Source organism: Acinetobacter sp. YH12218, assembly GCF_013417925.1.
Lineage (GTDB): Bacteria > Pseudomonadota > Gammaproteobacteria > Pseudomonadales > Moraxellaceae > Acinetobacter > Acinetobacter amyesii.
In genome coordinates, this window is record NZ_VPDB01000034.1 from 1 (window position 1) to 15,149 (window position 15,149).

Sequence of the window (15,149 nt, forward strand, 5' to 3'; positions counted from 1 at the left end):
CATGAGAAAGCCCATATAAATGGGTAGAGTACAAGTTGCTGTAGAAGCATTTTTAATTCGTCTGATCACAGATACTTTATAAAGTATTTTAATACTTTTTTGAATCCGTCAATGCGTAAGTCCTATATATAAAATGAGCTGAATGATTTCAAGTTGGCGATATGCCTCATTTTCATCAAATACTTTAAGCTCATAAGTTTTCTGAGATCCTATGCCTGTTGTTAAATCTTCATCTTGATTGGTAGAGGATGGATTAAGGTTGTTCATCATAGCTCTAAAATAAAAAAGTGGCGTAACTTTAGCCTAAGCAAAATCCGATAGATTGGCGATTAGCGTTATGTAGATGAACGAACTTATCGAAACTACAGGGTAGAGTGCTTAACAGGTAATATATATTATTATCTATAAGTAATATATATTAATAATATAAACAATATCTTATCTAGTTGAGTGAGTACTGTGAGGCACTTAACACAGTATAGCCCATACTCAAATGGGCTATAGACAATCTATAAATTACAATGAGTTCAAACAATCTGAATTAACCCTATAGTATGTTCCAAAGTCTATGAGCCTATTCAGCTAAGCAGGATGACTACAACATCCTGCTACAGAATCATGATCAGTAAAAAAATATATCTCTCACTTACATATGAACCTTATGTTTCAGTGAGAACCTAAATGTACCAAAATATTCCATTAGCCAATGAAGCCTCCATTCTTATTTCAATCGAAGATTTTTTAATCAGTACCTGTCATGAGCAATTCATTGATGATCATGATGAGTTCAAACGAGAATTATTAGAAGCGGTAGTACTGTTTAAGCAGATTTATAGATTTGATCTTTGCTATTCCAAAATCATACAGGTTTTTAAAAGGGTGATTAACCTTGTGGATTACATCATGGAAAGACTAGATTTTCATATTTATGCAGACATTCTACGGTTTGAACTAAATCATATATTTTATATACAAGGCATGATTCAGCATGAAATGAAAAGTGCTGTTCAAGATATTCATAAATTTAAATATCAAGAACGAAAAAATCAAATTGAATTAGAAGGTTACTTGAACAAAATACTCAATCATTATGCTAGGTTGGTTTTTGTACGAGTAGATGTAGGAATCCTTCAAGAACATCAAGAGAATTGGGGTGTTGAAGACTTTCATAGGGCTTTGGAAATACTACGAAATAGAATGTCAAATAAAGATACTTGCTTTCACGGTTTACAAGGGTGTGTTTGGGCATTCGAGCAAGGTGCAAAGAAAGGCTACCACTGCCATTTATTGCTTATTTATGATGCTAACCTGCATTGCAGAGATGAATGGTTAGGAGAGGAAGTTGGCAAGTACTGGCAACAATCCATTACCAATAACCAAGGGTGCTATTACAACTGTAACCGAAAAGAGAATAAAGAAAAGTTTGAGGTCAATGGTTTACTTGGTATAGGAATGATTCATAGAAATCAACCACAACAACTGGAGAATGCATTTCGAGCAGGTATGTATTTGGTGAATCCTAACAAAGTAGATCAACGTTTACGTGCTAAGACATCTCCTAACATGAGGACATTTGGGATCAGTCAGTATGATGTGGATAGGCGTAGAAATATTATAAAATGAGTCATTATTCTAAGAATTTTGATGATTATCAATTGCCAGAATTAGTTGGAATTAAAGCAACTGAATGATGTGCTGAAAGCGTCAAGAGATGGCATAAATATAAATTAAATTCGATATTTAGCTGAATACTAAGGGTGGAAGGAGGGATGTTGCTACATCCCTTTACAGCTATGTTGATGGAAGTTATTCTTCTGGAGGTAGAACTTTTCCACCTTTGCTTGCAGGTGCAAGCATAGATTTTACCCATTCCTGAGATAAAAATTTAGGTTTTTCTGAGGTTGGATGTGATGATACAAATTGATCTGGCTGAGTGATAGCATCAGTTGTGACCTTTGTTTGCTTTGGGGACTTTAACGGTTTTGTGTAAGACATTGCTTGAATCGCATGTTGCTCGTCCACAATGCCTTTGGCAACTTTATCTAATTTTCCTGTACGTGTTGCATGTTGGATTTGATGCTTCGTATAGCCATACTTTGCACAAAAATCTGCAATTCGAATGTGTGTCATAATTTTAAAACCATTTTGTATTTTTTTTATCGTACTGATTTTATATAACAAATCAATCATTAAATTGAGTCACATTCTAAATTATTTCAGATATATAACATCTTAATGAGAATCATGAAGCTCTTTAGAGTACACATGAAAAATGAATATTAAGCCTGCCAACGTGCAGGCTTTTTTATGCCCAAAATTTAGGAGTCAAGTCATGAGCTTGAATTGTCCCTTTTGTCATTCAACCGACATCATGATTGTTGAAGCGAATGCGCAACAAGCAAATTCAACATTATCAAATCTTGCATCACCCGCAGCTTTAGGGGCCTTAGGTACAACCGTTGCGAAGTCTTTGAATTTGCCTCCCATCGTTGGAGGAATTGCAGGAACTGTACTCGGTGGTTTGTTTAATTCTTTTACAGAACAAAGCACACCTCCGCAGCAAAGTTTGTGCTTCTGCCATAACTGTTACCAAAAGTTCCCCATCCAATATCTGAATTAAGAACAGATCCAATTTTTCAATATGATTTTAAAAAGGAATAAAACTATGGCACATCAACTTGAACAAATGGCTTATGTCGGTGAAACCCCTTGGCATGGGCTAGGGAATCAACTAAGTCAAAACCAACCGATTGAGGTCTGGGCACAGCAGGCAGGCATGGACTGGCGTATCGAGTCATCCAATGTCAGTTATATGGCACAGAATGAACGTGGGCAAAGCATCATCATGCCGTATGAAGACCAGCGTGTACTGTACCGTTCTGATACCCATGCTCCTTTGTCAGTGGTCAGTCAACGTTTTCAGGAAGTCCAACCTCGTGAGATCTTAGAGTTCTATCGTGATCTAACTGAACAATCAGGCTTTGAATTGGAAACCGCAGGCGTGCTTAAAGGTGGCAAGAAATTCTGGGCGCTGGCACGGACAGGACAAAGTTCAGCACTAAAAGGAAAGGATGTCAGTAATGGCTATATTCTTCTTGCAACTGCATGTGATGGAACACTGGCGACAACAGCACAATTCACTTCCATTCGTGTTGTCTGCAACAACACCTTGGCGATTGCTTTACGTGGTCAGAACAGTAATGCAGGTGTAGTGAAAGTTCCGCATAGTACCAAGTTTGATGCAGATAAAGTCAAACAGCAATTGGGCATTTCAGTACGTGCATGGGATGAACACATGTACGAAATGAAGCAGCTCAGTCAGCGTAGAGTCACCCAAGGAGAAGCAGCAGCTTTCTTTGATGCAGTGTTCAACAACACCAGCATGAGTGTGGTAGATCAGGAGAACAATATTATTCAGTTCTACCGTGATGTTGCGACTCAGGCAGCACATGCAAATACCAAGGAAAAAGCTGAACCTAATGCCAAGGCGATGACTAAAGCAATGGACATGTTTAATGGTCAGGGACGTGGTGCAGAGTTGAGTTCTGCTAAAGGAACAGCCTATGGATTACTGTGTTCAATTACAGAATTTATTGATCATGAACGACGTGCCATGAGTACAGATCATCGACTCGATTCAGCTTGGTTTGGCACAGGAGCTGCGATCAAGCAACGAGGATTGGAGCAGGCTTTGCGTATGGTTTCATAGCGTAGAAATTTGAGTTTCTTGCAATGGAAAGTTAGACCTATCTATATATATTTTAAATATAAAATTACATTTCAAAAAAATTAAACCACATCTTCGGCTGTGGTTTTTTTATGCCCTTTATTTGCCACTATCCATATAAAATGAGGAAGCAAGCTATGAATACAGCAATATTAAACCCATCCACTCAACAAGCCAGCAAACCCTTTAATGCCCCAAAACTATTTACAGCGAAACGCTTGGTCAATACCAAAAACATGACTCAATCTGAATGGCTTGAAGTCAGACGACAAGGTATTGGCAGTAGTGATTGTGCAGCAGCCTGTGGACTGAATCCCTATATGTCGATGTTGGAACTTTGGATGATCAAGACAGGACGAGTCAAACAATCGATTGAGGATGAAAGTTCAGGTGTCGCTCCACTCTATTGGGGCAAACAGCTTGAACCTTTGGTCGCTGAATACTACAGCATGCATACCAACAACAAAGTCCGTCGTATTAATGCCGTACTACAACATCCTGATGAGGATAAGCATTTTATGCTTGCCAATCTGGATTACTCCGTTGTGGGCAGTGAGGAAGTACAGATTTTAGAATGCAAAACCGCAGGGGAATATGGAGCAAAATTATGGAGAGATGGGGTGCCTTTATATGTCTTGTGTCAGGTACAACATCAATTGGCAGTGACAGGCAAACGAGCAGCACATGTTTGTGTGCTGATTTGTGGTCATGAAACCAAAATCTTCAAAGTGACGCGCTCCGAATCCGTGATCAAACATATCATCAATGCGGAACATTACTTCTGGGATTGTGTGGAAAAAGATATACCACCTGATGCAGATGCCAGTGAATCGGCAGCCAAAGCCATACAGCAGCTTTATCCACAACATATTCCGTTGACTGTTGAAGACTTGAGTCATAACGAACAAGCCAATCAATTGTTTGCTCAACTGATTCAAGAAAAGCATCACATTGAGCAGCATCAAAATAACTTTGATGAAACTAAGCATCAAATCCAGATGTTGATGAAGGATGCTGAACGAGCAACCTTTGCCACTGGTTCAGTAACGTGGAAGAAATCCAAAGATTCAATCAGTTTAGACAGTAAAGCCTTACTCAAACTTCATCCAGAAATGCTTGAGCAGTTTCCACAAAACAAAGCAGGAACACGACGTTTTCAGATCTATACCGATGACTGAATCCATCACGTCGATATTTCCAATCTTCCAAAAAGCGCAAAAAACCACCCCGATCCACCGACTCCCGAAGGAGCGGTGGACTAAATGGCGGTCTTTGCATTTCATCTGATCTTTAAACGGTTTTGTATTTGCTTACATAACAAAGGGTCAACAGTAAAATTTTATTTAGAGGAAAACTATCATGATTAAAGGTTTAGCAATCACACCACCGATCCTTGGACGTATCAGTATTGGTAAAGTTGTTGAAAAGAACGGTAAACGACTGCCTGAAAAGGACGACCAATTTACCATTACCAGTCAAATCCAAAGCAAAGAGGGGTGGATCAAACATCCGCTTGATGAGCAATTACGCAGTAAAGCACCGAATCAAAAACTCCGTACCATTCCAGTAAGGATGATCTTCAATGATCCTGAGCTGAATCTAAGGGCTGAGTACACCTTGTTTGACCGTCAAACAGGACGGCCTGTCTGTGTAGGCAATGGTGAAACCTGTCAGCGACTCACCAATCAAGGCGTAGAACAACATTCCTGCCCATCCCCTGATTTATGTCCTTTAGCTCAAGGAGGAAACTGTAAGCCTTATGGGCGTTTGCATGTGAACTTAGATGAATCGGATGAACTCGGTACATTTATTTTTAGAACCACAGGTTTTAACAGTATACGGACGTTAGCTGCACGGCTCAGCTACTACCATGCTGCATCGAATGGTTTGCTATCATGTCTACCATTGCAACTCACGTTACGTGGAAAAAGTACCACCCAAAGCTATCGCCAACCTGTGTATTACGTAGATTTGACACTCAGGGAGGGAGTCAGTCTGCAACAAGCGATTCAGACAGCTAAAGAGATTGATCAACAAAGCAAAGCGATGGGTTTTAATCAAATAGCATTAGATCAAATGGCGAGACAATGCTTTGCCATTGCACGGTTTGAGGTGAATGGAGAGGAAGGCCTGGATTTAGTAGAGGAGTTTTATATGGATGAAAATCAAGAGACTAATATTGAACAAGCGCAGCCCTTAACAATGACGAGAGGCAAAGTAAAAGATAAGTCGAATCAAGGTGAGGATTTTGTGCAGGATATAAAGAAAGGATTGCAGGGGAGTGTGAGGGCAGTGAATTAAAGTTGTTAAATATACTTTAAAAAGGCATTAGGTGAGGCAGTTGGTAAAATTTCCCCACCTATTTGTTAAACATTTATTTTTTTAAATTACTTTATTGAGAGTTATTTGACCTCTGAATCATTTTGGATAACCCAGTTGAGTGTAGTTGCTATAGAGTGATAAATGTTGAAAATGAAAGAACTAATTTCACAAAACAAAAATGTAGTTCCTGAAATTAAAAAAACTAAAATAATATAATTTGTATATTTATAAATATCTCTTAATAAATCAATTGATATGAAATTAATTGCAATATTTAAATTTAAGTCTTTGAAAAGATAAATAATAAATAGAGAAAAACTAAATAATATAAAATAGATAAAAACTCTAACAAATATAAAGTGTACTTTTTTAAAGAAAAGTAAACCTGTTTTTTTATCCGTGTGTGCAATCATTTTTTTTTGTAAATCTAATGGAGTAATGGTGCAAAAAATAGTGTAGCCCGTAACTAAAAAGCCTAAAGTTGCAAATATTGCAGAAAACAAAAATGAAACTAGTTCGTTTATTTTAGTGTAGCTAGTTTCAATACTTGTATTATTTGCTAGGAAAATTAGAAAAAAAACTAAACCTATCGTAAGTGGAAAAAATTTATTAAAATTTGACAAAGGTATAACTTTGGATTTTTTATAAATCTCACGAATGTTTTTTTCTTCTAATAGTCCATTCATTAGTCAGTCTCATTTTCACGGATGGTTATAACTTTATCTGTATTAATAGTATTAAGAACTTTTTGAGTCTCATCATCTGTTTGTTTGACTTTTATTTCATTGGACTGAATAAGTTTTATGAACGTTGAAAACATATTCACAACAGTAGCGAAAATATTATTTTGAACGACATCAACAGTAGTTTGAATTTTCACATCTTCATTGTCAATTTTTAATTTTTTCCCAGATGCATCAGTACCAAGAAGTATAATATTTTGGTTACCTTGTATAGTTGCTTTATTAGCCTCTTTCGCGATGACTTTTTGGTTTAAACCTTCGTTATTCGTAATTTCAAATTTCCCTTGCCCTCCTGCTTCATCTGAGGTTTCTTGCATTTGACGGAACATATCCTCACCATCAAATTCAGAATTGCGATCATTGAGAATAAATGTAACTTTCTTTAACTTATTGAATAAGTATATATTCTCGCTTAAAGTTTTTTGGTTCGTAAGTGGAGTCAGCGTTAGCTCGACAATTGGAAATTTTTTTAAAAAGGGATTTCTTTCCTCTTTAGGTAGACTATCTTTATAATTAATTTGCTCATTTCTTAAAAAATATGACAATGTGCTTCTAAAATTTTCAGGAGTTGGAGCATATTTAGTTTCTGCAGCATAAAGCAATCTATGGTTGTTTAAAATTAAAGCAAAAATTGCCGAAGGTGCTGAATCAAGGTTTTGCTTATCTTTTACTAGTTTCCCACTTGAATCACGATACTGTTCGCGTTCAAGTTTAGTCTGTTTTACAAATCGTCCTACTATAGCTAGAGTATCTTTTTTACCTAGTAAATCGTCACCTAGATTAACCAAGGATACTTCATCAAAATAGAAATTACTTTTGCCAGCTTTTCGGCTTTTGTTTTTGAAAAATGAAGGTTCAACAACTTCCTTGTATAAGTCTAATAAATTATGATCCCCAAATTTACATACTAAATTTGCTATTTCTAAATTTTTTTCTAAAGTTGCCATATGGTTGTTAGTGTAATTAAAGTTAAATTCATAAAAATATTATATTAAATTTAAAAAATATAAAACACTTTGGAATTATAAATACTTCCTATTTGCTGGTTGTTATTGAGAACGCTTCCAAAATCAACGAGAATACAAGTAACATAAGCCTTCGTGACATAAAGGCTTTAACTTTTTTAAGAACTGTAGACAACCTATGAACAAGCAACAACTCGCTTCCAAGATTTGGGATTCAGCAAACAAAATGCGCTCAAAGATTGAGGCAAATGAATATAAAGACTATATCTTAGGGTTCATGTTCTACAAGTTTTTATCAGACAAAGAACAAGCTTTTTTAGAAGCCAATGACTTCAGTCAGGCGGATATTGAAGCACTTACAGAAGAAGACCCTGAAACTGTTGAATTTATTAAAGATGGTATTGGTTATTTTATTGCCTATGATAATTTATTTTCGACATGGTTAAAAAAAGGTAATGACTTTAACGTTGCCAATGTCCGTGATGCACTTTCTGCATTTTCTCGCTTAATCAGTCCATCACACAAAAAAGTATTTGATGGCATTTTTAAAACGCTCGAAACAGGTTTAAGCAAGCTCGGTGATAACTCAAACAGTCAAACCAAAGCCATCAGTGATTTATTGCAATTGATCAAAGTTATTCCAATGAATAATAAGCAAGACTATGATGTACTTGGTTTTATTTATGAATATTTAATTGGTTCTTTTGCTGCCAATGCAGGAAAGAAAGCAGGTGAGTTTTATACACCGCATGAAGTGTCGGTGTTAATGTCTGAAATCATTGCGCATCATTTAAAAGATCAAGAAGAAATCAAAATTTACGATCCAACGAGTGGGTCGGGGTCATTGCTAATTAACATTGGTAGTTCTGTTGCCAAGCATGTCAATGACGTAAATAAAATCAAATATTACGCACAAGAGTTAAAGGAAAATACCTATAACTTAACCCGTATGAATTTGGTGATGCGTGGCATTCTACCTGCCAATATTGTGGCTCGAAATGCCGATACGCTTGAGGATGACTGGCCGTATTTTGATGACAATGATCCGATCAATACATACGAGCCATTGTATGTCGATGCAGTGGTATCTAATCCACCGTACTCACAAGCATGGGACTCCTCAAATAAAGAATCCGATCCACGTTATGCTCGTTTTGGTTTAGCACCAAAAACCAAAGCAGACTATGCGTTTTTACTGCATGATCTTTATCACTTAAAACCAGATGGAATCATGGCGATTGTTTTGCCTCATGGCGTATTGTTCCGTGGAGGTGAAGAAGAGCGTATACGTAAAAACTTGCTTGAAAATAAACATATTGATGCAATCATTGGGCTACCTGCCAATATTTTCTTTGGTACAGGCATTCCAACTGTCATCATTATTTTAAAACAGCGTCGCCAAAGCAGTGATGTATTAATCGTTGATGCATCGAAAGGCTTTATTAAAGTTGGGAAGAATAATCATCTTCAAGCATCAAATATTAAGAAAGTTGTTGATGTAGTTGTACAGCGTAAAGATGTTGAGCAATTTTCTAAATTGGTCAGTTTGAAAGAAATCCGTGAGCAAGGCTATAACTTAAATATTCCACGTTATGTAGACTCGTCTGCAACAGCAGAAACTTGGGATATTTATGCCACCATGTTTGGGGGTATTCCGAAAAAAGAAATTGATGCTTATGCCGAGTATTGGAAGGCATTCCCTCAGTTACGCCAAGACTTATTTACTGACAGCGACACACCTTATGTCGATTTAGCCACGACAGAAATCAGCAATGCTATTCATCAGCATGCCAATGTCCAAACATTTATAACGCAATTTAATACTGCTTTTGCTAATTTCCATGATTATTTAAAAGCTGAGTTAATTGGAAATATGCAGACCTTGCATATTGCACAGCAGGAAAATGTTTTAAGTCAGGATATTTTCAAGCGTCTGGAAAATATTCCTCTAGTTGACAAGTATCAAGCCTATCAAGCCTTGGATGATCAATGGCAAAGCATCGCAGGGGACTTAGAGATTATTCAATCTGAAGGTTTAGCTGCTGCAAAGATTGTCAGTCCGAATATCGTCATTAAAAAGAAAGACGGTAAAGAGCAGGAAGTTCAAGATGGTTGGGTCGGTTATGTGTTGCCGTTTGATTTGGTGCAACAACATTTACTCATTGATGAACTCACCGCTTTGCAAAGTAAAGAACGAGCTTTAACTGAAGTGAGTGCTGAAATTGAAGCGATTATGGACTCGTTGTCTGAGGAAGAAAAAGACACTTTATTGAACGATGCCAATGATGCTTTTGTAACAGCAGCGATTACAAAAGCATTAAAACAGGCATTCGAAGAGATTGAAACGCCTGAAATTCGTGCGATCAATGAATTGTTAGAATTACTTGGGAATAAAGCGAAAAAGCCTGAGCAGGAACAGTTTGTACAGGCACATCCTGAAGTGCAATGGGCGAAAATTGAAGCGAATAAAAACGGCACATTTGCTGTAGGTAAAGTAAAAGCGTATTTAAAAACTTTACAAGCTAATTTTACTTTTGCGGAAGACTCTCTGGAAGCGAAGTTGTTCCAAGTGGAAGATTTGCTTGCACAGGAAAAAGAGTTGAAAGCTGAGATTAAAGCCGATGCTAATGCTTTGCATTTGTTAACCAAAACCACGATTGAAGCCTTGCAGGATTCACAAGTTTTGGAGTTGCTTGAAGCGAAGTGGGTACAACCGATTGTGTCTGCGATTTTAGCGTTGCCGAATGAAGTGATTGAGCATTTGACTGATGTGGTGCAGGCTTTGGCGGATAAGTATGCGGTGACTTATACCGAAACGACACAAAAGCTGACTGATGCAGAAAATAGTCTTGCAGACCTGATAGATGACTTAACAGGTGATGACTTTGATATGCAAGGTTTAGCACAGTTTCAAACGTTGTTAAAAGGGGCGTAATGTGGAAAAGCAAAAATGCCCAAAGATTAGATTTGGTGGGTTTAATGGGGAGTGGAGGGTACGTAGCTGGCATGACACAGTTGACATCTCAACTAACATGGTAGACCCGAGAATTAATGAATATGGTGAACTTTTTCATGTTGGCCCAGGAAATATTGAGTCTTTTAACGGCCAATTTTACAACAATGTCTTAAAAGTAAAAGATAGTAATTTAATTAGTGGGAAATTTTATTTTAAGAAGGGTGATATTATTTATGGAAAAATTAATCCTCAATTAGCAAAGTATGTTATCGCTCCTTTTGATGGTCTTGCTAGTGCTGACGCATATGTTTTGAATACAAAAAATGGAGTAATTCAAAATTATCTATATGCAATTCTTCAGACAAAAGATTTTTACAAGTACACAGTGTCTGTTTCATCGCGTACAGGTATGCCAAAAATCAACAGGGATGAATTGAATATTTATAATTATTTGTCCCCTAGCGAAGCAGAACAAACCCAAATTGGTCACTTTTTCCAAAAATTAGATCAATCTATTGCTTTACATGAAAAGAAACTTAGCCAAACGCAAAACCTAAAAAAAACGATGTTGGAAAAGATGTTTCCAAAAGCAGGCAGTAAGCACCCTGAAATTCGTTTAAAAGGGTTTAGTGGAGATTGGGAAAAGAAACTTTTACAAGATGAAGTTGAATTCTTTAGTGGATTAACTTATTCACCTGACGATCTTACTAACAAGAATGGAACATTGGTTTTACGATCTTCAAATGTTCAAAATAATCAAATTTGTACTGATGATAATGTATATGTAGTACATGATGCTGTGAATGTCTGTAATGTAGAAGTTGGTGACATTATTGTTGTGGTACGAAATGGCTCAAGAGGTTTAATTGGAAAGCATGCTGTCATTAATAAGCAAATGAAAAATACAGTCATTGGTGCATTTATGACTGGAGTAAAGGCTAAAAATCCATATTTTATTAATGCCTTATTTGATACAAGTTTATTTGATTTAGCTGTTAGTCGAAATTTAGGAGCTACAATTAATCAGATTACTACAGGAATGTTTAAGCAAATGGAGTTTAAGTTTCCTGATAAAACTGAGCAGATTGCAATAGGTCAATTCTTTAAAAAAATTGATGAAACCCTAGTTTTACAACAGCAACAGCTTCAAACCCTAAAAAACCTAAAACAGGCTTTTTTAGGAAAGATGTTTGTTTGAATCCCTCCCTTGCGGCGCTTTAATCGCGCCTCACCTTTTCAAAGGGAGGCTTTTTATAAATTGACTTGATAAAAGCAAATAAACCATGACATTTAAAACAGAAACAGCATTTGAACAGGCATTTATCGAAACTCTCTTTAACAAAGGGTGGGAAAATACTGTTATAAAAAATCCAACGGAACAGGATTTAATCAACAACTGGGCAAAAATTTTATTTGAAAATAACAGCGGTATAGATCGGCTCAATGGCCAGCCTCTGACTGACTCTGAAATGGCGCAAATATTAGAACAAATTAAAAACTTGCGTACACCGTTAGCACTCAATGGTTTTATCAATGGTAAAACTGTTCCAATCAAACGAGATAACCCAAATGATCCAGCACACTTAGGTAAAGAAATCAGCCTCAGTATTTATGACCGACAACAAATTGCAGCAGGTGAAAGCCGTTATCAAATTGTACAACAACCCAAATTCCCAACGTCTTCACCGATTTTAAATGACCGACGTGGCGACATCATGTTGTTGATCAATGGTATGCCATTGTTTCATATCGAATTGAAACGCTCAGGCGTCCCTGTTAGTCAGGCAGCACATCAAATCGAAAACTATGCCCGTTCAGGCATCTTCTCAGGATTATTTTCATTGGTACAAATCTTTGTGGCAATGAACCCCGAAGAAACCAAATACTTTGCCAATCCTGGGCCAGATGGGTCATTTAACTCAGACTACTACTTTAACTGGGCAGATTTCAACAACGAACCAATCAACTATTGGAAAGACATTGCAGGAACATTGTTGTCCATTCCTATGGCACATCAGCTTATTGGATTTTACACTGTAGCGGATAAAACCGACGGCGTGTTAAAGGTCATGCGCAGTTACCAATACTTTGCAGTCCGTGCGATTTCAGACCGTGTTGCACGTATTGAATGGGATGGACGAGATCGTCTAGGTGGCTATATCTGGCATACCACTGGCTCGGGTAAAACTATGACCAGTTTTAAGTCGGCTTATCTGATTGCAACCTCAAAAGATGCAGATAAAGTCATTTTCTTGATGGATCGTATTGAACTCGGTACGCAGTCATTAGAGCAATATAACAATTTTGCAGATACAGACGATTTTGTTCAATCTACTGAAAATACTCATGCGCTGATTAGCAAACTTAAAAGTACAAATCCGAATGAAGTCCTGATTGTCAGCTCAATTCAAAAAATGAGTAATATCAAGCAAGAAGAGGGTGGGCTCAAAGCTCATGATATTGAGCAGATGCAGAAAAAGCGCATCGTGATTATTGTGGATGAAGCACACCGCTCAACCTTTGGCGATATGCTCATTACCATTAAAGAAACCTTTCCTCAGGCAGTCTTCTTTGGTTTTACAGGTACACCGATTCAAGACGAAAACAAAAAAAATCTGAATACTACAGCAACAGTATTTGGTAATGAGTTGCATCGTTACAGTATCGCAGATGGTATTCGAGATAAAAACGTACTTGGTTTTGATCCTTACCTGATTTCAACTTATAAAGATTCAAAATTACGTGAAGCCGTGGCTTTGGATGAAGCTAAAGCCAATACCATTCAAGAAGCGATGGCTGACACTAAAAAGAAAGAAATCTATTTACGCTTTATGGACAAAAGTCGGGTGGCTATGGCAGGTCATTGGGATAAAGCCAATAACTATGTCAGAGGAATTGAAGATTACTTATTAACAGAACAGTATCGTCGCCCAGAACATCAGCAGAAAGTGGTTGAGGATATTTTAGACAACTGGATTCAATATAGCCAAAATAATAAATTTCATGGCATGTTTGCGACCAGTAGTATTGCTGAAGCAATTGAGTATTATCGTTTATTTAAGAAACTTAAACCTGAGCTAAAAATTACTGCACTGTTTGATCCAAATATTGATAATAATGAAAATGCGAAATTTAAAGAAGATGGCTTAGTCGAGATCATCAGTGACTATAACAATCGTTATGGCATGGAATTCAGTTTAGCTACTCATGCCAAAATGAAGCGTGATATTGCAGACCGTTTAGCGCATAAAGAGTTATATAAACGTGTAGAACATACGCCTGAAAAACAGCTTGATCTACTCATTGTGGTTGATCAAATGCTAACAGGTTTTGACTCTAAATGGGTCAATACCTTGTACCTAGATAAAATGCTTGAGTATGCAAACTTGATTCAAGCATTCTCACGTACTAACCGCTTATTTGGTAAAGATAAGCCATTCGGTATCATTCGATATTACAGACGCCCTCATACGATGAAACGTAATATTGATGCAGCAGTAAAGTTGTATTCAGGCGATAAACCTTTGGCTTTATTTGTAGATAAACTGCAAGACAATTTAAATAAATTAAACGCTATTTTTATTGATATAGAGCAACTATTTAAAAGTGTGGGCATCGAAAACTTTGAAAAGTTGCCTGAAGACAAAGAGGCTTGTGGTCAGTTTGCAAAATTATTTAAACAGTTCAATGAGCATCTAGAAGCTGCAAAAATCCAAGGCTTTAATTGGAACACACTGACCTATCACTTTGACGATAATGATGCGAGTAAACTACCATTTCAGGTTGCAATAGATGAGCAAACATACCTCATTCTTGCTTTACGTTATAAGGAATTATTTTCTGAAGGTGGAAGTGGTGGCGGTGGGGGCAGTGTTCCATTTGAGATAGACGGTTATTTGACTGAAATTGATACCGATAAAATTGATTCGGATTACATGAACAGTCGATTTACAAAATACTTAAAGGCATTGCATGAAGGTGAGAAAGCAGTCTCGGTTGAAGAAGCATTAAATGAACTGCATAAGAGTTTTGCAGCTTTAACGCATGATGAGCAAAGAATTGCGAATATCTTTTTGCATGATGTTCAACGTGGTGACGTGAAATTGCAAGAAGCTAAGTCATTTAGGGATTACATTACAGAGTATCAATTTAAAGCCAAAGAAGATGAAATACATGCTATTGCGACTTCCTTTGGATTAGATGAGTCCAAACTAAGACAGTTAATCAGCGCGCATGTCAATGAAAACAATATCAATGAATTTGCACGTTTTGATGCGTTGTTGAATACAGTAGACAAGGCAAAAGCAAAGCAATATTTTGAGCAGGAAGAAGGAAAGCCAATACCACCTTTCAAAGTCAATGTGAAAGTTGCAGCCTTTTTAAAAAAGTTTGTTTTGAAGAGTTCACAGCCTGATTAAATAAGCTAAATCGTAGAG

At 36.9% G+C, this 15,149-nt stretch carries 12 protein-coding genes; 8 read left to right on the forward strand and 4 right to left on the reverse strand.

The window, feature by feature from the left end:
- Window positions 1-108: 108 nt before the first annotated feature.
- Window positions 109-267, reverse strand: a complete 159-nt coding sequence (locus tag FTV03_RS10640; protein ID WP_180041382.1) for a hypothetical protein — start codon at window positions 265-267, stop codon at window positions 109-111.
- Window positions 268-681: 414 nt separating this feature from the next.
- Here FTV03_RS10640 and FTV03_RS10645 point away from each other — a divergent pair, with 414 nt between their 5' ends.
- A complete protein-coding gene (locus FTV03_RS10645) occupies window positions 682-1,623 on the forward strand; it encodes an inovirus-type Gp2 protein (protein WP_180041383.1) in 942 nt (313 codons plus the stop codon).
- 183 nt (window positions 1,624-1,806) lie between these two features.
- Here the strand turns inward: FTV03_RS10645 and FTV03_RS10650 are convergent, their stop codons facing one another.
- Window positions 1,807-2,130, reverse strand: a complete 324-nt coding sequence (locus FTV03_RS10650) for a hypothetical protein (protein ID WP_257220746.1) — start codon at window positions 2,128-2,130, stop codon at window positions 1,807-1,809.
- A 202-nt stretch (window positions 2,131-2,332) separates the two neighbouring features.
- Here FTV03_RS10650 and FTV03_RS10655 point away from each other — a divergent pair, with 202 nt between their 5' ends.
- The 4 genes from FTV03_RS10655 to FTV03_RS10670 all read left to right on the forward strand — a co-directional run bounded on the left by FTV03_RS10655 (window position 2,333) and on the right by FTV03_RS10670 (window position 6,028).
- The gene (locus FTV03_RS10655; RefSeq protein ID WP_005129696.1) at window positions 2,333-2,620 is read left to right on the forward strand and encodes a hypothetical protein; all 288 of its coding nucleotides are present in this window, start codon (window positions 2,333-2,335) and stop codon (window positions 2,618-2,620) included.
- Window positions 2,621-2,665: 45 nt separating this feature from the next.
- Window positions 2,666-3,709, forward strand: coding sequence for a DUF932 domain-containing protein (locus tag FTV03_RS10660; protein ID WP_180041384.1), 1,044 nt, complete (start codon window positions 2,666-2,668; stop codon window positions 3,707-3,709).
- A gap of 155 nt (window positions 3,710-3,864) precedes the next feature.
- Complete coding sequence (locus FTV03_RS10665; RefSeq protein ID WP_180041385.1) at window positions 3,865-4,905, forward strand: YqaJ viral recombinase family protein; 1,041 nt, start codon at window positions 3,865-3,867, stop codon at window positions 4,903-4,905.
- A 181-nt stretch (window positions 4,906-5,086) separates the two neighbouring features.
- Window positions 5,087-6,028 carry a hydrolase or metal-binding protein gene (locus tag FTV03_RS10670; RefSeq protein WP_180041386.1) on the forward strand — a complete coding sequence of 314 codons (942 nt, stop codon included), beginning with the start codon at window positions 5,087-5,089 and terminating at the stop codon, window positions 6,026-6,028.
- Window positions 6,029-6,129: 101 nt separating this feature from the next.
- Here FTV03_RS10670 and FTV03_RS10675 read toward each other — a convergent pair whose 3' ends face one another.
- Complete coding sequence (locus FTV03_RS10675; RefSeq protein WP_180041387.1) at window positions 6,130-6,735, reverse strand: hypothetical protein; 606 nt, start codon at window positions 6,733-6,735, stop codon at window positions 6,130-6,132.
- The gene (locus FTV03_RS10680; RefSeq protein WP_180041388.1) at window positions 6,735-7,739 is read right to left on the reverse strand and encodes a hypothetical protein; all 1,005 of its coding nucleotides are present in this window, start codon (window positions 7,737-7,739) and stop codon (window positions 6,735-6,737) included. Before FTV03_RS10680 ends, FTV03_RS10675 begins: the two co-directional genes overlap by 1 nt.
- A gap of 196 nt (window positions 7,740-7,935) precedes the next feature.
- On the opposite strand from FTV03_RS10680, the gene FTV03_RS10685 reads away from it, so the two are divergent.
- From FTV03_RS10685 to FTV03_RS10695, 3 genes are all read left to right on the forward strand, one after another.
- Complete coding sequence (locus FTV03_RS10685) at window positions 7,936-10,692, forward strand: type I restriction-modification system subunit M (RefSeq protein ID WP_180041389.1); 2,757 nt, start codon at window positions 7,936-7,938, stop codon at window positions 10,690-10,692.
- Between the two features lies 1 nt (window position 10,693).
- On the forward strand, window positions 10,694-11,911 hold the full coding sequence (locus tag FTV03_RS10690) for a restriction endonuclease subunit S (protein ID WP_180041390.1): 1,218 nt from the start codon (window positions 10,694-10,696) through the stop codon (window positions 11,909-11,911).
- Between the two features lie 85 nt (window positions 11,912-11,996).
- The gene (locus tag FTV03_RS10695; protein ID WP_180041391.1) at window positions 11,997-15,131 is read left to right on the forward strand and encodes a type I restriction endonuclease subunit R; all 3,135 of its coding nucleotides are present in this window, start codon (window positions 11,997-11,999) and stop codon (window positions 15,129-15,131) included.
- The last annotated feature ends 18 nt before the right edge of the window (window positions 15,132-15,149 follow it).

What these genes read in the sequence shown, in the direction of transcription:
- FTV03_RS10680 (WP_180041388.1), bottom strand. Translation starts at nt 7,739, where the DNA reads ATGGCAACTTTAGAAAAAAATTTAGAAATAGCAAATTTAGTATGTAAA.
- FTV03_RS10675 (WP_180041387.1), bottom strand. Translation starts at nt 6,735, where the DNA reads ATGAATGGACTATTAGAAGAAAAAAACATTCGTGAGATTTATAAAAAA.
- FTV03_RS10655 (WP_005129696.1), top strand. Translation starts at nt 2,333, where the DNA reads ATGAGCTTGAATTGTCCCTTTTGTCATTCAACCGACATCATGATTGTT.
- FTV03_RS10670 (WP_180041386.1), top strand. Translation starts at nt 5,087, where the DNA reads ATGATTAAAGGTTTAGCAATCACACCACCGATCCTTGGACGTATCAGT.
- FTV03_RS10645 (WP_180041383.1), top strand. Translation starts at nt 682, where the DNA reads ATGTACCAAAATATTCCATTAGCCAATGAAGCCTCCATTCTTATTTCA.
- FTV03_RS10660 (WP_180041384.1), top strand. Translation starts at nt 2,666, where the DNA reads ATGGCACATCAACTTGAACAAATGGCTTATGTCGGTGAAACCCCTTGG.
- FTV03_RS10640 (WP_180041382.1), bottom strand. Translation starts at nt 267, where the DNA reads ATGAACAACCTTAATCCATCCTCTACCAATCAAGATGAAGATTTAACA.
- FTV03_RS10685 (WP_180041389.1), top strand. Translation starts at nt 7,936, where the DNA reads ATGAACAAGCAACAACTCGCTTCCAAGATTTGGGATTCAGCAAACAAA.
- FTV03_RS10650 (WP_257220746.1), bottom strand. Translation starts at nt 2,130, where the DNA reads ATGACACACATTCGAATTGCAGATTTTTGTGCAAAGTATGGCTATACG.
- FTV03_RS10695 (WP_180041391.1), top strand. Translation starts at nt 11,997, where the DNA reads ATGACATTTAAAACAGAAACAGCATTTGAACAGGCATTTATCGAAACT.
- FTV03_RS10665 (WP_180041385.1), top strand. Translation starts at nt 3,865, where the DNA reads ATGAATACAGCAATATTAAACCCATCCACTCAACAAGCCAGCAAACCC.